At 72.4% G+C, this 17,457-nt stretch carries 17 protein-coding genes and 1 pseudogene; 8 read left to right on the forward strand and 10 right to left on the reverse strand.

The window, feature by feature from the left end; translation table 11 throughout:
* The 6 genes and pseudogenes from ACFU6K_RS08930 to ACFU6K_RS08955 form a co-directional block, all read right to left on the reverse strand.
* A pseudogene (locus ACFU6K_RS08930) lies at positions 1-331 on the reverse strand (disulfide bond formation protein DsbA); the annotation flags it as partial.
* Positions 332-373: 42 nt separating this feature from the next.
* Positions 374-586 carry a hypothetical protein gene (locus tag ACFU6K_RS08935; protein ID WP_380661778.1) on the reverse strand — a complete coding sequence of 71 codons (213 nt, stop codon included), beginning with the start codon at positions 584-586 and terminating at the stop codon, positions 374-376.
* 201 nt (positions 587-787) lie between these two features.
* Positions 788-1,318: a hypothetical protein gene (locus ACFU6K_RS08940; RefSeq protein ID WP_380661779.1), complete on the reverse strand. Its 531-nt coding sequence runs from the start codon at positions 1,316-1,318 to the stop codon at positions 788-790.
* A gap of 32 nt (positions 1,319-1,350) precedes the next feature.
* Positions 1,351-3,111, reverse strand: a complete 1,761-nt coding sequence (locus ACFU6K_RS08945) for an alpha/beta hydrolase (RefSeq protein ID WP_380661780.1) — start codon at positions 3,109-3,111, stop codon at positions 1,351-1,353.
* A 4-nt stretch (positions 3,112-3,115) separates the two neighbouring features.
* Positions 3,116-3,496, reverse strand: a complete 381-nt coding sequence (locus ACFU6K_RS08950; RefSeq protein ID WP_380661781.1) for a hypothetical protein — start codon at positions 3,494-3,496, stop codon at positions 3,116-3,118.
* Between the two features lie 504 nt (positions 3,497-4,000).
* Positions 4,001-4,792 (reverse strand): exodeoxyribonuclease III, encoded by a 792-nt coding sequence (locus tag ACFU6K_RS08955; protein ID WP_380661797.1) that lies wholly within the window; start codon positions 4,790-4,792, stop codon positions 4,001-4,003.
* Positions 4,793-5,108: 316 nt separating this feature from the next.
* Between ACFU6K_RS08955 and ACFU6K_RS08960 the strand changes: the two genes are divergently transcribed.
* Together ACFU6K_RS08960 and ACFU6K_RS08965 are read left to right on the forward strand one after the other, a co-directional pair.
* Positions 5,109-5,882 (forward strand): GntR family transcriptional regulator, encoded by a 774-nt coding sequence (locus ACFU6K_RS08960; protein WP_380661782.1) that lies wholly within the window; start codon positions 5,109-5,111, stop codon positions 5,880-5,882.
* Between the two features lie 101 nt (positions 5,883-5,983).
* Positions 5,984-6,373 carry a hypothetical protein gene (locus ACFU6K_RS08965; RefSeq protein WP_380661783.1) on the forward strand — a complete coding sequence of 130 codons (390 nt, stop codon included), beginning with the start codon at positions 5,984-5,986 and terminating at the stop codon, positions 6,371-6,373.
* Between the two features lie 27 nt (positions 6,374-6,400).
* On the opposite strand, the gene ACFU6K_RS08970 is transcribed toward ACFU6K_RS08965, so the two are convergent.
* The 3 genes from ACFU6K_RS08970 to ACFU6K_RS08980 all read right to left on the reverse strand — a co-directional run bounded on the left by ACFU6K_RS08970 (position 6,401) and on the right by ACFU6K_RS08980 (position 9,790).
* Positions 6,401-7,564, reverse strand: coding sequence for an ROK family protein (locus tag ACFU6K_RS08970; protein ID WP_049649337.1), 1,164 nt, complete (start codon positions 7,562-7,564; stop codon positions 6,401-6,403).
* A 247-nt stretch (positions 7,565-7,811) separates the two neighbouring features.
* Positions 7,812-8,180: a hypothetical protein gene (locus tag ACFU6K_RS08975; RefSeq protein WP_380661785.1), complete on the reverse strand. Its 369-nt coding sequence runs from the start codon at positions 8,178-8,180 to the stop codon at positions 7,812-7,814.
* 38 nt (positions 8,181-8,218) lie between these two features.
* Positions 8,219-9,790 carry a hypothetical protein gene (locus ACFU6K_RS08980; protein WP_380661787.1) on the reverse strand — a complete coding sequence of 524 codons (1,572 nt, stop codon included), beginning with the start codon at positions 9,788-9,790 and terminating at the stop codon, positions 8,219-8,221.
* 332 nt (positions 9,791-10,122) lie between these two features.
* On the opposite strand from ACFU6K_RS08980, the gene paaK reads away from it, so the two are divergent.
* The 4 genes from paaK to ACFU6K_RS09000 all read left to right on the forward strand — a co-directional run bounded on the left by paaK (position 10,123) and on the right by ACFU6K_RS09000 (position 14,461).
* Positions 10,123-11,457, forward strand: coding sequence for a phenylacetate--CoA ligase PaaK (gene paaK / locus ACFU6K_RS08985; protein ID WP_380661789.1), 1,335 nt, complete (start codon positions 10,123-10,125; stop codon positions 11,455-11,457).
* A gap of 115 nt (positions 11,458-11,572) precedes the next feature.
* Positions 11,573-12,280, forward strand: coding sequence for a class I SAM-dependent methyltransferase (locus ACFU6K_RS08990; protein WP_380661790.1), 708 nt, complete (start codon positions 11,573-11,575; stop codon positions 12,278-12,280).
* A gap of 91 nt (positions 12,281-12,371) precedes the next feature.
* Positions 12,372-12,833, forward strand: a complete 462-nt coding sequence (locus ACFU6K_RS08995) for a GNAT family N-acetyltransferase (RefSeq protein ID WP_380661791.1) — start codon at positions 12,372-12,374, stop codon at positions 12,831-12,833.
* Positions 12,834-13,054: 221 nt separating this feature from the next.
* Positions 13,055-14,461: a pyridoxal phosphate-dependent aminotransferase gene (locus ACFU6K_RS09000; RefSeq protein ID WP_380661792.1), complete on the forward strand. Its 1,407-nt coding sequence runs from the start codon at positions 13,055-13,057 to the stop codon at positions 14,459-14,461.
* Positions 14,462-14,526: 65 nt separating this feature from the next.
* On the opposite strand, the gene ACFU6K_RS09005 is transcribed toward ACFU6K_RS09000, so the two are convergent.
* The gene (locus ACFU6K_RS09005; RefSeq protein ID WP_380661794.1) at positions 14,527-15,999 is read right to left on the reverse strand and encodes an aminopeptidase P family protein; all 1,473 of its coding nucleotides are present in this window, start codon (positions 15,997-15,999) and stop codon (positions 14,527-14,529) included.
* Between the two features lie 112 nt (positions 16,000-16,111).
* Between ACFU6K_RS09005 and ACFU6K_RS09010 the strand changes: the two genes are divergently transcribed.
* On the forward strand, positions 16,112-16,735 hold the full coding sequence (locus tag ACFU6K_RS09010) for a helix-turn-helix domain-containing protein (protein WP_380661795.1): 624 nt from the start codon (positions 16,112-16,114) through the stop codon (positions 16,733-16,735).
* A gap of 94 nt (positions 16,736-16,829) precedes the next feature.
* On the forward strand, positions 16,830-17,457 hold a 628-nt coding region (locus ACFU6K_RS09015), incomplete at its 3' end, for a DUF6461 domain-containing protein (RefSeq protein ID WP_380661796.1).

The raw sequence follows: 17,457 nt of genomic DNA on the forward strand, positions 1-17,457 counted from the left end.
GCGCCGTGGCCGGGTCGGTGATCCAGCGCCGGCCGCTGCCGGCCCACAGGCCGCGGTGGAAGCGGACCAGGGCGTCCTGGCCGTGGGCCTGCCGGACGGCGGTGGCGATCCGCACCGGCACCAGGAGGTAGCGGTCGGGATCCCCTTCCGGGTCGTCGTCGCGGCCCTCGTTGAGGAGCGCCAGGCTCATCAGGTGCCAGCGCGGCACCAGCGGGCGGACCAGGGTCGCCTCCCGCAGCCAGCGGGAGGTCAGCCAGGTGTAGGGGCAGGCGGGGTCGAACCAGACGTCCATGGTGCGGGCGCCGGGGCCCGGCGCGCTGCGGTCGGTCACGGTGACTCCTTCAGATGATCTGATGTCTCGTCAGAAATGGCACTATGCTGAGGCGTTGCGCATGCCGCGGATCCCGGCCGCGACGCCCGGCATCGCGATGGCGCCGGCCGCGAGGAATCCGTACAGCACCACCGATTCTGTCAACTGCCCGTCGAACAGGGCGCGTTCGGTCTCAACTACGTGAGTCACCGGGTTGATCCGGCTCAGCACGTAGAGCCAGGTCGGCGCGGCCGCCTCGGTGATCGGCAGCAGCACCCCGGAGAGAAGCAGCAGCGGGAAGAGTCGTGCTTCTCGTAGCCGAGGTGGTCGGTGATCTCGCCCTCCAGGGCGGCCTCCTGCACCCGCTTGGTCAGCTGCTGCAGGAGACCGCCCTGACCGGTCAGCTTGATGCCTCCAACGGCTTGCACGCACAGACACACATGACGGTGATCTTCGCGGCCGGGCGGGCTCCCGGTGTCAGTGCGACCAATAGGGGTCGTCGACCGTCGCGCACTCTGCCTTGATGGACTCCGATGGCCCCTGCGCGAATCCGCCTGAGCCGTCGGGCTCGGTGGAGTCGGCGACATCGACCACGGAGACACGCAGCTCGGCGCAGCCGTCCGCGCCCATCAGGAACCGGAGGTGCTGCTGCGAATCCTTCACCTCCAGCAGCCGCTGCTCACGTCGAACCGGGTATCCCTTCGCGGTCCAGCGTTTCTGCACCTCGTCGAGCCGCTCATTCTGCTTCCCCGGCCCGATCCGGACCCGGCCCCATTGCTCGGCCAGCAGTTCCGCGCGGCCGGTCTTCTTGCATCCCTGGGTACCGCAGAACCCAGTGGTGTCGGCCAGGCTGTAGTACCTCGCCTCGGTCCACTGGAGTCCCGGGTGGAAGGCCCCCGCGACGTCGGCGAGCTCGGCTTCGATCCGGTGCTGCGCCTGCTCGACCGGCACGGTGGGTTCCTCGGGCTCCGGCCAGGCGTACCAGCCGATCAGGAGCGCCAGCAGCACCCCTGGCACGGTCATGCGCCATACCGCGGCCCTCACCTCGGGTCCTCCCTGGTGATCGTGTTCCCGTGGCCGCTCACGATCTTCCCGATGTTGGGGAGCGAGTCGCCGCCCTTGTCGTGCTTCCCGAAGTAGTTGTCGTGGGAGTCGGTCACGGTCCCGTCCGCCACGGAGAAGCGCTGCGCGCCGAAGCCCCGGCTCGCCGGGTCCACGCCGTGCCACGACCCGTCGGGATTCGTGATCGCCTCGACCGCGGCCCAACCGGGAATGAGCATCCCGGGAGATGGTGCGTCCGCGACGGGATCGTACTTGGCCGTGCCGACGTACACGTGGTCCGCACCGATCCCGAGCTGTGTCGCCTTGTCCACCCCGACACCCGGACTGCCGACCAGGACGATGTCGTCGACGGGCAGGCCACCGGGGTGCTGGGTCGCTTTCCCGACCACCAGGGAGCCGTAGCTGTGCCCCTGCGCGGTCATGTGCGCCGGCGCCCCCTCATGGGTGGCCCGGAGTCCGGTGAGGAACTTGTTGTACGCGGCGCCGCCCTCCTCCGCCCGGTCCTGCATGAGCACCGAGGAGCCGGAGCCCTCCAGCTGTGGGGCGTCGTACCCCAGCCAGAACACGGACGCGACGCTCGGGGGAACGTCACCGTTGGCCGTCGCAGCGGTCGTGGCTGACTGGTAGATGCGCTTCGCCGTGGAGGCGTCGCCGGCTCCGACGCCTGCCAGAGTGCTGTTCAGCCCGGGCACCAACGACGAGACGTTCTTGGCCTTGTCCGGGTCGCCCCAGGACAGGATCGCGCGGCCCTGCCCCTGATCGCCGATGCCCAGCAACAAAAGCGGCGGGTCGGAGTTCGGCCCGCCACCGTCGGCGAACTTGCCGTCGAGTCGCTTCTGAATGGACTGGAAGCCGGTGAGCTTCTCCTGCAGGGCGTCGTGCTTGCGCTTCCACTCCGTGTAGTCGGGGTTCTCCACTGGCCCGCCATTGGTCTCGGCGACGCTCAGGTACCTCGTCGGCTCGGGACCGAGGTTGGCGAGTTGGGTCTCGCGGTCCTTGATCAGGTTCCTCAGGTTGACCCGGTTGGCCTGGTCGCGGACGGCCGCGGGCACGCCGTCGAGGTTGCCGATCTGGTCGGGGTGCTCGTGGATGAACTTCTGCCGCTCGGTGTCGGTGAGGCCGTCCCACCACTTCTTGACGCCGGCCGGCTCGGTGCCTGCGGGCGGTATCTGCTCCCGCCCGGTCTGGGCGGCCAGGTCCTGGGCCACGGTGGCGGCGTCCAGGCCGGTGCCATTGCCGGCGTTGGTCGCGAAGTGGCTCAGCCGCGCGCTGAGTTCCTGGTCCGCGTGGTCGGCCTCGTTGAGCGCGGCGGTGATGCGGTTGCTGATCGCGATGGCCGTCGTCTCGGCGCCGGCTCCCGCGTAGTTCGCGGACGTGGGCTCCTTGTCCCAGGTGATGGTGCCGTCGGGAGCGACGTTGAGCTTGGCGGCCTTGGCGTCGTCGAGGGCGCGGACCAGGTGGGACTGGGCCAGCGCGAACTGCTCGGCAGCCTTGGCGAGGGCCTTGCCGACGAGGTCCAGCTCACTGTGGGCGGACTGGAGTTCGGTGCCCAGGAAGCGGATCCGGGCCTGGGCGTGGTCGGACGCGGTGCCGGTCCAGTGCGAGTTGGTGAGCCGGTCGGCGACCTCGTGCTGCCAGGACTCGATGTGCCGGCCGAAGGCCGAGTAGAGCGTGTCGAAGGCGTTCTTCGCGATGGTGATGTTGATGATGTTTGCGTCGTACAGCGTCTTGATGTCCATCGGGCTACTCGGCCGCCTTCGCCTTGGAGGGCTTCACGGGGCCCGGGACGACCGTCGTGCCGAACGGGTCCGGCTCGTCCGGGACGGGGGCGGCCGGGTCGCGCATGCGGTTGTGGGCGTTCTGCTCGGCCTGACGGTAGTAGGCGGCGGTGGTGGCGAGCTTGGTGCCGACGTCGCTCACGTCGCTGCCGAGCTTGTCCAGCAGCGTCTTCCAGTTGGCGCCGCAGTCGCGCACCGCGGCGGCCGTGAGCCAGCCCTTCAGGGTGCCGGCGGCCTGGTTGCACGGCTCCGCGAGCTTCGACGTCTCGCCCGGTATCAGGCCCCCGATGTGCTGCGCGCTCTGTCCGCAGCCGTCCAGTTCGGCAGGACTGACTTTGAATTGCAAGCCCGCGTCAGGATCTGCCATGCATGCCCCCCCATGCGTTCGGACCGACGACCGGCCAGCCCGTGTGTTCGAAAACTAACGACGCATGCTAACGGATCCGAGACCGAGGAAGATCGACTGACGAGCGGGGAGCGGTGACCGTCCCAGCGGCCTCCCGAGTTCGCGATCCTGCGGCGGAGCCTCGCGCAGCCATGGCTCGGGCACGGTGAGGCTGAGGTCGGCGAAGCCGGCGCGGACGGCGTCGGTGTCTACGGTGCTGCCGTCGACCAGGGTGCCGTCGAAACCGAAGATGGCTGCCTCCGGCCACAGGGCGCTGGAGTGTTGACAATGCCATCGGAGCTGGCGATCGACTCACTTTGTAAAACGCTCCAGCGGGGAAGTCCGCTGGAGCTTGAGGTCGGCGTCGTGTCGGCCTGCAGATGAGAGGGAATCCTGGCACGGCTGGGTTTTATGGACCTCTGGCTGCCTCTCAGTGCTGCTGAACTAGCGCTGGCTGTCAGCCGGTTAGCCGAGATCGAACACGGCGGTGACGGGTGCGTGGTCGGACCAGCGCTCGGCGTGGGTCTCGGCCCGTTCGACGTAGGCTTCGACGGCCTTGGCGGCGAGGCCGGGGGTGGCGACCTGGAGGTCGATGCGCCAGCCGGAGTCGTTGTCGAAGGCGCGGCCGCGGTAGGACCACCAGGAGTAGGGGCCGGTGCGGTCGGGGTGGAGGGCGCGGACGACGTCGACGTAGCCGGCCTCGTCGTAGACGCGGGAGAGCCAGGCGCGTTCCTCGGGGAGGAAGCCGGCGGACTTCTGGTTGGCCTTCCAGTTCTTGAGGTCCTCGGGGCGGTGGGCGATGTTCCAGTCGCCGCAGACGACGACCTCGCGGCCGTCGGCGGCGGCGCGGGCGCGTAGGGCGGTGAGGTGGACGAGGAATTCCGCCATGAAGCGTTCCTTCTCCTCCTGGCGCTCGGTGCCGACTTCGCCGGAGGGGAGGTAGAGGCTGGCGATGGTCAAGCCGGGTAGGTCGATTTCGACGTACCTGCCTGAATTGTCGAATTCATCCGAGCCGAAGCCGATCGCCGTGCGCTGCGGCTCCGCGCGGGAGAGGACGGCGACGCCGGCCCGGCCCTTGGTGGCGGCGGGGGCCCAGACCGCGTGCCAGTCGTCCAGGTCGCGCAGTTCGACGGGCAGCTGCTCGGGTTCGGAGCGCACCTCCTGGAGGCAGACCACGTCCGCCTCGGTGCCGGCCAGCCACTCGACGAAGCCCTTCCTGGCCGCCGCCCGGATTCCGTTCACGTTCACACTCGTCACCACGATCACCCGAGCAGCCTACCGACTGGGTGTTCCCGGCCCGAACCGTGACGCGCGGGTGGTGGCGCGGGTGGTGGTGGCAGTGGCTGACAGGAGCTGTCGTGAACGCGGCATGAAGATGTGCGGCAGTCCCATCAAGCCCCGCCATTGGTCTTGACCATCTCCGGACGGAGCACCTAGGGTCACTTACTGCAAGGACCTTTAATAAAGAAGGACGGATAAAGGCCCGCTCTCCCACCTGCCGCGACAGCGGACAGTGGGCCGGGGATCCGCCCTCCTTGTCGCAGGGCGGACAAACTCACGGGTGGAGGACGCGGTGGGGACGACAGGACAGCTTTCGGCGGTGCCGGAGCCGAAGTACTGGCACCTGCGCACGGTGCTGCTGCGGGCCATCGACTCGGAGTTCTCCACCGGCCAGGTGCTGCCCAACGAGCGCGAGCTCTCGGCGCGCTTCGGCGTCGCCCGGGCCACGCTGCGTCAGGCGCTCGACCAGCTGGAGCTGGAGGGCCGCCTGGTGCGCCGCCGGGGGATCGGCACGCTGATCGCCGCCCCGCGGGTCGGCGTCCCGGTCAACCGGCAGGAGGAGGGCTGGCCCGGCGCCGCGCGCAGCCAGGCCTGGCGGACGGTCGACTGCACCACCGCCCCCGCCTCCGCGCAGCTGGCGAAGGGCCTCGGCATCGCGGAGGGTGCCACCGTGCACACCGTGCGCCGGGTCCGTCTGGTGGAGGGCCGCGCGGTGGCCAGTGAGTCGCTGCACGTCCCGGCCGCCGCGCTGCCGCACCTGCCGGGCTTCCGCGCCGAGAGCGACCGCGCCCGTTCGGTGCTGCGCCAGCTGGAGCGCCTGGAGGTGGACGGCGAGTCCCGCTCGGTCGAGCTGGGTGTCGCCGAGGCCGAGCAGGCCGCCCTGCTGGAGCGCCCGCCGGGCGCGCCCGTCCTGGTCATGACCACCCAGTACGCCTCGGCCGGCCGGCTGGTGGCGCTGGCGGTGGCCACCTACCGGGCGGACACCTGCAAGCTGACCTTCGGCGAGGCCGGACTCGTCGAGGTCACCCCGGTCGGTGCGACGGCCGAGGTCCGTACCGCCTCCTGACGCACCACCCGTGAACCCGCACCACGCGTGAACCCCTGAACCATTTTCCGGAAACCCTCAGGTCGAGGCCCGGGCGCCAACTGGCGTCCGGGCCTTTGCCGTTGGGGGCCTGCAACGGACGGGTCCGGGCGGACGGCACGGCCCGGAAGGCGGACATCGACGGGCCGGAGCACCTCCGGCTGGAGCTGGGTGGGCCGGTGGACGTGGCGGCACTGGTGGCGGATCCGCCGTGGGACGCGGGCGGTGTCGACGTCATCGACGAGGTCGAACTGCCGGACGGGCTGGGCTACGTGGTCCACGGCGACAGTGGCCTCGGGCACCTTGGCTTCATCGGCCGGCTCGGACCGGACCGTGGGCTGCGGTGGCTTCTGACCACGTCGACCGGCAACCCGTTCGTCGGGGCGTCCGTCGACTGGCCGCTGGTGCACTTCGTCAACGACTGGGGCAGCACGCTCACCCTCGACCTGACCGACCCGGACTTCGCGCCCTGAGGTGACCCCCGCTCCTTGAGCGCGGCGTCAGGCCCGGGGCGGGTCGACCGCGAAGAGCTGCTCCTCGACGTGGTCGAGGGCGACGCGCAGGGCGCCCATCGCCACCACCTCCGAGCCGAGGGCCGCCAGGGCGACCTCGGGGGCGCGCAGGGTGAACTGGGCCAGGCGTTCGCGCAGCGGGTCCAGGACGCCGTCGAGGCCGGCCGCCCAGCCGCCGATCACCACCAGCTGGGGGTCGATGGCCAGGACGAGTGCGGCGACGCCCTGGACGAGGCGGGTGAGGAAGCGGTCCATGGCGACCTTGGCGACCTCGTCGCCCTCCCGGGCCAGCCGCAGTACGCGGGCCACGGCGGCCTCGTCCAGCGGGTTGAGGGGCTTTCCGGTGGTGGACAGCAGGCGCTCGGGGGTGACCTCCTGGCCGAGCAGGTGCAGGGCGCCGATCTCGCCGGCGGCGCCGCCGAAGCCGCGGTGGAGCCTGCCGCCGATCAGGGAGCCGGCGCCCGGGCTGAGGCCGGCCATGACGAAGACGACGTCGTCGGCGCCGACCGCCGATCCCTGCCAGTGTTCGGCGATGGCGGCCAGGTTGGCGTCGTTCTCGATCAGGACCGGGCAGCGGAACGAGCGCCGCAGCTTGGCGCCGAGGTCGAGGCCGGTCCAGCCGGGCATCGCGGTGCCCAGTTGGACGGTGCCCTCGCGGTCCACGATGCCGGGGGTGCCGATGCCGACCGCCCACAGGTTGTCCCGGGAGATGCCGGCCTTGCGCAGCACCTCGGCGACGGCGGTGCGGACGGCGGCGAGCCGGTCCTCGGCGTCGAGGGTCTCGTCCACCGGCTTGAAGTGACTGCCCACCACCTCGCCGGTGAGGTCGGCGAGGATGACGCGGATGTCGTGCACGCCGATCTCGATGCCGAGGATGTGCCCGGCCTCGGCGCGGAAGCGGAACCAGCGGGCGGGGCGGCCGCGGCGGCCGGTGCCCGGCTGGCCGTCCTCCCTCGGCTGCTCGACCTCGGCGACCAGTCCGGTCTCGACCAGGCCCTCGATCACGCCCTCGACGGTCGGGCGGGAGAGCCCGGTCTCGCCGACGAGCTGAGTGAGGGTCACGGAGTGGCCGTTCCGCAGCGCCCGAAGCGTGACCGCCGCGTTGATCCGCCGCAGCAGTGAGGAGTCTCCTCCGGTGAGCCGATCCGCCAATGCGATGCCCTTCGCCGTTCGCGCGACTGCCCTGGCGCGCGGTGTCGAGTGCGCGGTGCCCACCGAATGGCCCGCGGGGGTGCGCCCTCCGGAGAACGCGGCAGGGCGGCAGGGGGCCGCCTGCGCGAGGGCCGGAGGACAAGCGGAGCCTACCCGGGGACGGGCCCGGGCGGCGAGGATCCTCGCAGCTCATCCAGGCTTCGGTATCGAAATGGTACGGATCGGGTGGCGGTGCGTGATCCGGACTTCACCGCCCGGCCACGGCGGGCCGGTAGGGGAGCCGCCGGGACAGCACCGACCGGAGGGAACGTTCCGGCAGCAGCGGGCCGAGGCCGCGCCGGGAGCCGGCCGACAGGACGCTGAAGGTGGAGCAGGCCGAGCCGATCGAGCCGAGGGAGAGGACGGATCCGATCGAGCCGACGGACAGCACCGACCCGATCGAGCCGATGGACAGCACCGACCCGATCGAGCCGAGGGAGAGGAGGGATCCGATCGATCCGGTCGACAGCACCGACCGGATCGAGCCGATCGACCGGACGGACACGATGGATCCGATCGAGCGGAGGGAGCCGATGGACCCGCGGGCGGGTCGGGCCGGAGGCGCGGAAGTGGTCATGACTCTTGAGCGTAGCCAGCCGCACTCCCGCCCGCCCGTCAGTCCACCCGGGCCGCGAACAGCCGCTGCCCCAGCAGTGCCATCGGGTGCCCGTCCTCCGGCAGGGTCAGCACCGTCGGGCAGCCCGCGGCGGTGAGCGCCGCCCGCCAGTGCTCGGCGGGACGGGCGGTGAGGCCGTGGGGGTCGCCGGTGATCAGCAGGTCGAGCTGTTCGGTGGTGGGCGCGAGCAGCAGCAGCCGACCGCCGGGGGAGAGCAGCTGGACCAGCGTGGGGACGTCCTCCGTCGATGGCCCGCCCGTGCCCGCCAGCCCGCCCGCGCTCGCGATGACGACGTCGTAGCGGCCGCCGTCGGGCACCGAGTGGTGCTCGGTGTTCGGCCGGGGCCGTGCGGCGAGGGCGCGGGCGACGGCGGGCTCGCCGCCCTCCGCGTCCAGTTCGAGGACGCGCAGCGGCCCGGGCCCCTCGTGGGCCTCGGCGGTGCCTCGTACGAGCGCGCCGAGGGCGGCGCCGAGGAAGCCGCGGGAGGCGGCCCAGCGGACCGGGGAGGCCGGGGAGGCGGCCGGTCGGGGGGTCTCCTGGCCGGTGATCAGCCGGGGCAGTCGCAGGGCGCCGCGCCGGACCCGATCGAGGGCGGCGGCCGGGCCGAGTCCGTCCGCCCAGGTCTCGACGGCGGGGCGCCAGGCCTCCCGGACCTCGGCGGCGGCCGGCCCGGGTCCGCCGTGGAAGACCGGGCCCTGGGCCCCGCCGTCCTGACGGGTGAGCAGGCCGTGCCGGGTGAGCGCGTCCAGCCAGCGGACGACCCGGGGGCGTTGGGCCGGGGTGACCATGGCCGCGGCGAGGACCTCGGCCTCGGGGTGGCCGCGGGCGGGGTCGGTGAGCACGTCGCTCTGCTGGAGGGTGTGCAGGAGGGCGGCGAGCACGGCGCGGTCGAGCTGGGCGCCGAAGTCGTGGACCTGCTCGGCGGTGACGCCGATGCCGTACTTCCAGGCGGCGGCGGAGGCGGTCGCGGCGTCGGCGCGCAGTCGGCGGTCGGCGGCCTCGGCGTTGCTGTCCGGGGCGCGGACGTGGGCGAGGACGGCGCCGAGCGCGTCGACGGCGGCGTACACGTCCTCCTGTCGGGGCTCGGGGCCGACGTGCAGGACCAGGCGCAGCGCGGCGAGGTCGTGGGCGGCGAGGCCGGGTTGCCCGCTGAGCCGCCAGAGCAGGGCGGAGGGCAGGCTCAGGTGGGTGGCCCGGGCGGTGGCGACGGCTTCGAGCTGCTGCTCGGGCGGCTGGTCGGGGTCGCCGCAGTGGACGGTGCCGCCGGCGAGGAGGGTGGCGAGGGCGAGGTCGACGGCGAGGTCGGTGACCGGGTGCAGCACGGTGTGCCGGATCGGGGGTGGGCCGAGGACGCCGGCCCAGTAGCGCAGCCGCTGCTCGGCGGCCCGGGCGGCGGAGGGCGGCAGCGCTGCGTGCTCGGCTATGCGGCGGGCGAGGGCCCGGGGGAGGCCGCCCGGCGGGGAGACGCCGAGCAGCAGGCCGATGCCGCTGATCGCGCGCCCGTCGGCGACGACGGCGGGTCGGTCGCCGAGTTCGCGCAGCGCGCTGACCAGGGCGGGAGTCGTGGGCACGGTGATCACTCCGGGGTGCGGGACAGAAACCGCACTACTGAACCATGGGGGCGGGGCGCTGAAGGGTGGAAGCAAGTCAAACTTCTGTAATGATTTTCATATCGGCTAGCCAAGCTGTGGGCGTGAAGTCGCCGCGAAGCGGTCGGAACTTCACATTCCGGAAGGTCCGCGCGATCCCTTGACAGGTGGTTCGGGTACTGGATCAATGGAGCGCGGGGGGCTGACCGAACGATCGGTCGGTGATCTCGCCATGGGCGCCCGATGCGGGCGCCCTCGGCAGAGCAGCGAAATCGGCAGAGCAGTGAAATCGGCAGAGCAGCGAAGGAGCGACGATGACCGGCACCGCACCCGTCCCGCGCCGACACCTCGGGGAGCCGCCACCGCCCGAGCTCCTGGACGCCGGCGAGCGGATGGGTCGGGACGAGCTGCGCGCCCACCAGCTCACCCGGCTGCGGGCCACCCTGCGGCACGCCTACGACAACGTCGAGCTCTACCGCCGCAAGTTCGACGCGGCCGGCGTCCGCCCCGAGGACTGCCGCACCCTGGACGACCTCGCCCGCTTCCCCTTCACCACCAAGGCCGACCTGCGCGAGGGCTACCCCTTCGGCATGTTCGCCGTCCCGATGGAGCGGGTCCGCCGGATCCACGCTTCCAGCGGCACCACCGGACTGCCGACCGTGGTCGGCTACACCGACAACGACCTCTCGATGTGGGCCGACGTGGTCGCCCGCTCGATCCGCGCGGCTGGCGGCCGGCCCGGCCACAAGGCGCACATCGCGTACGGCTACGGCCTGTTCACCGGCGGCCTGGGCGCGCACTACGGCGCCGAGCGGGCCGGCTGCACCGTCATCCCGGCCTCCGGCGGCATGACGGCCCGCCAGGTGCGGCTGATCCTGGACTTCGAGCCCGAGATCATCATGATCACCCCGTCCTACCTGCTGACCCTGCTCGACGAGTTCGAGAGGCAGGGCGTCGACCCGCGGAGCACCTCGCTGCGGATCGGCATCTTCGGGGCCGAGCCGTGGACGGAGGAGATGCGGCGCGAGATCGAGGACCGGCTCGACCTGCACGCCGTCGACATCTACGGCCTCTCCGAGGTGGTCGGCCCCGGCATCGCCCAGGAGTGCGTGGAGACCAAGGACGGGCTGCACATCTGGGAGGACCACTTCTACCCGGAGGTCGTCGACCCGTTCACCGACGAGGTGCTGCCCGAGGGGGAGGGCGGCGAACTGGTCTTCACCTCGCTCACCAAGGAGGCGCTGCCGATCATCCGCTACCGCACCCGCGACCTCAGCCGGCTGCTGCCCGGCACCGCGCGGCCGGCGTTCCGGCGGATGGAGAAGGTCACCGGGCGCAGCGACGACATGATCATCCTGCGCGGGGTGAACGTCTTCCCGACCCAGATCGAGGAGATCCTGCTGCGCACCCCGGGCGTCGCGCCGCACTTCCAGCTCCGGCTCGGCCGGCAGGGGCGGCTGGACACCATGACCGTCCGGGTGGAGGCCCGGCCGGAGGCCGCCGCCGAGTTGCGGGAGGCGGCGCGGGCGGAGATCGTCCGGGCGGTGAAGGACGGGGTCGGGATCACCGTCGCGGCCGAGGTGGTGGACCCGTACACGCTGGAGCGCTCGGTGGGGAAGATCAAGCGGGTGGTGGACGAGCGGAAGTGATCAAGCGGGTGGTGGACGAGCGGGGGTGGACGAGCGGGCGGCGGACGAGGGGTGCGGCCCCGTCCCGCCGGGCGGGTGGCGGGGAGCACCCCCGCGCGGGCCCTATGCTGCGCACATGCCGAGTGAGCTGCGCACTCTCCGACCCGCTCTCCCACCCGCCCTTCAGACCGATCCTCAGACCGCCGAGGACCTCGCCTTCATCCGGCGGGAGACGGAGCTGAAGCCCGTCCCCTTCGTGCCCGAGATCAGCCTGCACATGGCCGAGGACGCCATCGCCCTGTGGGAGACCACCGAACGGGCGCGCGGGCAGGCCGGACTGCCGCCGCCGTTCTGGGCCTTCGCCTGGGCGGGCGGGGTGGCGGTCGCCCGCTACGTGCTGGACCACCCCGAACTGGTCGACGGCCGTACGGTGTTGGACGTCGCGGCCGGCTCCGGGCTGGTCGGGGTGGCCGCCGCGCTGCGCGGGGCGACGGAGGTGCGCGCCGCCGAGATCGACGCCTACGCGGTGGCCGCGATCGGGCTGAACGCCGAGGCCAACGGGGTGCGGGTGGACGGCGCCCTGGTGGACCTGGTGGACGGCGACGGCGGGCCCGCCGAGGTGGTGCTCGCGGGCGACGTCTTCTACGAACGGGCCATGGCCGCCCGCTTCCTGCCCTTCCTGGAGCGGGCCGCGGCGCGCGGCGCGACCGTCGTCGTCGGCGACCCGGGCCGGGCCTACCTGCCCCGGGACCGGTTCACCGCGGTGGCGGCGTACCAGGTGCCGGTGGTCGCGGACCTGGAGGACACCGCGGTCAAGACCACGACGGTGTGGCGGCTGGGCTGACCGTCCAAGGCACGTCCAAGGCACGTCCAAGGCACGTCCACGGTACGGAATTCCGGGTGGGCGGCGGTGCACGGCTGCTAGACAGGCGCGCATGACCGAACAGATCGTGCTGCGCCCCGCCGTCCCCGACGAGATCCCCGCCGTCCTCGCCCTCTGGGCCCGGGCGGCCAAGGGCACCAGCATCACGGACGACGAGGCGGGGGTGGCCGCGCTGCTCGCCCGGGACCCGGACTGCCTGATCGTCGCGACCCCGGCTGCCACCCTCGGCGTCAACTCGGCCGACGGCCCGGCGACCCTCCTCGGCACCGTGATAGCCGGCTGGGACGGTTGGCGGTGTCACCTCTACCGCCTCGCCGTCGACCCCGGGCACCGCCGCCGGGGCATCGGCACCGCGCTGCTGGCGGCCGCCGAGGAGCGCTTCGCCGCGCTCGGCGGGCGGCGCGCCGACGCGATGGTGCTGGACGACAACGCCCTCGGCCACCGCACCTGGCAGGCGGCCGGCTACCAGCCCCAGCCGCAGTGGAGCCGCTGGGTCAAGCCGTTGGCGGGCTGAAGCGCGCGCTGTCCGGAACGGGTCCCGGTCCGGACGGCGGGCCGGCCGGCGCCCGCCGTCCGGACGGCCGCCGAGCGCTGGCGGCCGCTTCCGGGGCGTGGTCGGCTGGGGCCGATGCGTGTGCGAACGGCAGCGCCCGGCAGTGTCCGGCGTCGTTCGGCACCCTTCCGGCACCCCTCCCGGCGCGCTGCCGGACCCGCCCACCCGACAGGGGACCCACCATGACCATCACCGAGAACGGACTCAGGATCGCCTCACCCCAGGCGGTCGCCGACCTGCACGCCGGCCTGCCCGACTTCGAGCAGGCCCTCGCCTTCTACCACCAGCACCTGGCGCCGGACACCGCCGTCGACCTGTCCGTCGCGGAGAACGTGCTGCTGTACCACGACTCGATGCAGCGGGACGTCTTCGAGAAGATCCGGCTGATCCCCGAGACGAACATCAAGTACATGGCCCCGGTCGGCATCCCGTGGCTGCGTCAGCAGGCTGCGGACCTGCTCAGCCGGGCGTTCGGCCGTACGGTCGTGATGGAGGACGTCTTCGGCTGCGCCGGGGCCTCCTCCGCGCTGGAGTGCATCGCCTACGGGCTCATGCGGCGGCAGGGGACGGGCGGCGTGCCGCTCAAGCCGGGGGACGAGGTGCTGATCCCGGCGCCGTACTGGCAGGGCTTCAACTGGTCGTTCCAGGAACGGCCCAAGCTGAAGTGCGTCCCCGTGCACCTGCCCACCCACGGGGAGGACCGCTACCGGCTCACCCTGAACCTGATCGTGAACGCCTACGAGGCGCGGAAGGAGGCCGGGCACAACCCGCGGCTGCTCGTCCTCACCAATCCGCACAACCCGCTGGGCGTCAACTACCCGAAGGAACTCCTCGACGAGATCTACGGCTGGGCGCTCGCGCACACCGACCTCCACATCATCTCCGACGAGATCTACTGTCACTCCCAACTCGACACCGGGACGACGCCGTTCACCAGCGCGGTGGCCCTGGACGCGTACCAGGAGCACGCCGACCGGATCCACCTGGTCTGGGGCTTCGCCAAGGACTTCGGGCTGTCCGGCTTCCGCACGGGATTCGTCATCTCCAAGAACGAGGCCGTGCACCGCGCCATGCTCGGCAGCGACGACCCGGCCGAACAGACCCGCGCGCTGCCCTGGTTCACCCCGTTCGACTCGCTGAAGACCTATGTCATCGGGGAGCTGTTCAAGGCCACCGTCGACGGGGAGCCCTACCCGGTGTACGCGATGCGCGAGTACCGCACGCTGCTGAGCGAGAGCTTCCGCAGGACCAAGGACGCCCTGGACGCCGCCGGGATCGAGTACGTCCACCAGGAGGGCGACAACGCCGCGATGTTCTTCTGGCTCGACCTCACCAGGTACCTCGGCAAGCGCGCGCCCGGCGAGCACGTGAACGGGCTTCCGGCCATCGGGCCGGACGGGCTCGACCCGAACGAGGAGTGGCTGTTCCGCTACCTCGCCGCCAAGCCCACCGAGGTCTCCCTGCTGCCCGGCGGGACCATGCACAACGCGGAGCCCGGCTTCTTCCGGCTCTGCTTCACCGGCCGGATGCCCGACGACGTCGAGGCCGCCGTGCGGCGGGTGGGGGAGGCGCTGGCGCAGCTGAAGTAGCGGAAGCAGCCGTAGTCGAACGGAGGAAGCGGCACCGGGTACGCCCGGTGCCGCTCTTCCACCGCTCAGCCGCGCAGCCGGGCCAGCCAGGCCTCGACCTCGTCGGAGCGGCGCGGGAGGTCGGCGGAGAGGTTCTCGTTGCCGTCCTCGGTGACCAGGATGTCGTCCTCGATCCGCACCCCGATGCCCCGGTACTCCTCCGGCACCGTCAGGTCGTTCTCCTGGAAGTAGATGCCCGGCTCGACGGTGAGCACCATGCCCGGCTCCAGCGGGCCGTCGACGTGTTCCTCGGTGCGGGAGTGGGCGCAGTCGTGGACGTCGATGCCCAGCATGTGGCCGGTGCCCGCCAGGGTGAAGCGGCGGTGCAGGCCCAGCTCGTACACCTTGTCCGCGCTCAGGTCGCCGAACAGGCCCCAGGCGGTGAGGTGTTCGGCGAGCTCGCGCTGGGCGGCGTGGTGGAAGTCGCGGAACCGTCCGCCCGGCCGCACGGCCGCGATGCCGGCCTCCTGGGCCGCGTACACGGCGTCGTAGACCTTGCGCTGGAGCTCGGTGAAGCGGCCGCTCACCGGGAGGGTGCGGGTGACGTCGGCGGTGTAGAGGTGGTTGGTCTCCACGCCCGCGTCGAGCAGCAGGAGGTCGCCGGGGCGGGCGTGGCCGTTGTTGCGCACCCAGTGCAGGGTGGTGGCGTGCGGGCCGGCCGCGGCGATGGTGCTGTAGCCCACGCTGTTGCCCTCGACCCGGGCGCGGACGAAGAAGGTGCCCTCGATCAGCCGCTCGGCGGTCGCGGAGTCGGTGCCGAGGACGCGGACCACGTCCTCGAAGCCGCGGGCGGTGGCGGCGCAGGCGAAGCGCAGCTCCTCGATCTCGAACGCGTCCTTGACCAGGCGCAGTCCGGACAGGAAGACCTCGAACTCCTCGTCCCGCTCGGCGGCCGTCCGGTCCGCGAGGGCCTCCTCCACGCCCGCGTCGTGGCGGCGCAGCACGCGCGCCGGGCCGGTGGCGGTGCGCAGGTCCGCGCGGACGGCGCGCACGTCCCGGCAGGGCAGGCCGAACAGCCGCTCGCTCTCGGTCAGGCTGTTGCGGCGGCCGTCCCACAGCTCGCCGTGGCCGTCCAGCCAGAACTCGCCGTTGTCGGTGCGGGAGCGGTCGCGCAGGTAGAGCACGGCCTCGTGGCCGCTCTCCCCGGTCGGGGCGAGCACCAGGACGCCGTCCTCGGACTGGTCGCCGGTCAGGTAGGCGTAGTCGGAGGAGGGGCGGAACGGGTAGTCGGTGTCGTTGGCCCGCACCTTGGGGTTGCCGGCCGGGACGACCAGCAGCTCGCCGGGGAAGGCGGCGGAGAGCTCGGCGCGGCGGCGGGCGGTGTGCGCGGCCTGCGGGACCGGCTCCAGGGCGGTGCGCTCGGTGTCGGCCCAGCCCCGCTTCATGCTCTCGGCGAGTTCGTCCGTGACGCCGCGGGTCAGGCCGTTCTTCCGGTACTTGATGGTGTCGGCGGGCTCGGTGGCCCCGGCGGTCGCGGCCTGCTCGGCGGGCTCGGTCACTGCGGTCTCCTGGTGAGGGTGAGGGCAGCGGGGTGCTTCGCTACGCTGCCCCGTCCGTCGGTGTGCGTCCCGTACGGTATATCGAACACTGCCGCAAGAGAAGAGGCCCAGCGTGAACGACGCCGAGGAATCCGTCCGGGGCGTCCTCGCCGCCAACCTGAAGCGGGTGCGGGCCCAGCGCGGACTGTCCCTGTCCGAGCTGTCCCGGCGGGCCGGAGTCGGCAAGGCGACGCTCTCCCAGCTGGAGTCCGGGGCCGGCAACCCCACCCTGGAGACGGTGCTCGGGCTGTCCCGGGTGCTCGGCGTGCCGATCTCCGACCTGGTCGAGGCCCGCCCGGCCGGCGAGGTGACGGTGGTGCGGGCGGCCGAGGCCGAGGTGCTCAGCGGGCGGGGCGTCGACCTGCGGCCGCTGCGCCGGATCGAGTCCGGGGATGCCGTGTTCGAGCTCTACGACCAGGTGGTGCGCACCGGCGCCGCGCAGGAGTCCGGCGGCCACACCGGCACCGAGCACACCGTCGTCCAGGCCGGCCGGCTGGGCGTGCGGGTCGACGGCCGCGAGATCGAGCTGGGCCCGGGCGACTACATCGGCTTCGACGCCGCGCTCCCGCACGCCTACACCGCGCTGGACGGCGAGCCGGTCCGCTCGGTGCTGGTGCTGCAGTACCGGGCCGAGCAGCACGGCCACCTCGCCGAGGCCCCGCCGCTCCGGCCGGCCGCGTGGGGGCTCTGGCACTGACGCTCCGGCGCCGGGAGGTCTGGAGGGCGGTTCGATGGACGGTCGGATCGTTCGGAATACCGAACGAATGGTGGAGTGCGGCAGGATGATCATCATGACGGACACACTCACCTGGCTCGCCGAACCCGAATCGATCGCCTACGGCGGCTACAGCGTCGTGCTGGCCCGCGGCCTGGAGCCGGAGGAGCTGGTGGCCCGGCTCGCCGAAGGGCTCCCGGAGCGCACGGCGCGGCCGCTCGACGAGCTCACCGCCGAGGACCTGGTGGAGGAGTACGAGCTCGAATTCGCCGGTGGCATCGAGGACATCGCGCTGCACCACGGGCGCAGCGGCGACCTCGCCTTCGCGGTGGCGTACGGCTACTGGCAGGGGGAGCTGAGCGTCCAGCCGTCCGTCTCGCGCGGCGGCGCCGAGGTCTTCCACCTGGAGTTCGAGGAGGAGAACGGCAAGCCGGTGCCGCCGTTCTTCAGCGCCCACCGGGACGGGCAGGAGGTCTGCTCCCTCAACCTCCACCTGGACCCCTCCTGGGGCCCCGGCGACGTCCAGGGCGAGCCGGCCACCGCCGCCACCCTGACGGCCGAGCTGGCCGCCGCCGGCCTGCCCGACCACGACCGTGCGGGCGACGACCTCCACCGCACCTGCCTGGAGGTGCTCGGCCGCCACTTCGGCCTCACCCTGCCGCGCGACCTGGTGCGGGAGGCCGCCCTCCCGGCCCTCCTGCTGG

It is taken from the genome of Kitasatospora sp. NPDC057512 (genome assembly GCF_042802135.1).
Taxonomy (GTDB): Bacteria; Actinomycetota; Actinomycetes; order Streptomycetales; family Streptomycetaceae; genus Kitasatospora.

Bases quoted from the DNA above. Each gene is read 5' to 3' on its own strand.
- ACFU6K_RS08945 (WP_380661780.1), bottom strand. From the start codon at position 3,111: ATGGACATCAAGACGCTGTACGACGCAAACATCATCAACATCACCATC.
- ACFU6K_RS08975 (WP_380661785.1), bottom strand. From the start codon at position 8,180: ATGACCACTTCCGCGCCTCCGGCCCGACCCGCCCGCGGGTCCATCGGC.
- ACFU6K_RS08995 (WP_380661791.1), top strand. From the start codon at position 12,372: ATGACCGAACAGATCGTGCTGCGCCCCGCCGTCCCCGACGAGATCCCC.
- ACFU6K_RS09000 (WP_380661792.1), top strand. From the start codon at position 13,055: ATGACCATCACCGAGAACGGACTCAGGATCGCCTCACCCCAGGCGGTC.
- ACFU6K_RS08990 (WP_380661790.1), top strand. From the start codon at position 11,573: ATGCCGAGTGAGCTGCGCACTCTCCGACCCGCTCTCCCACCCGCCCTT.
- paaK (WP_380661789.1), top strand. From the start codon at position 10,123: ATGACCGGCACCGCACCCGTCCCGCGCCGACACCTCGGGGAGCCGCCA.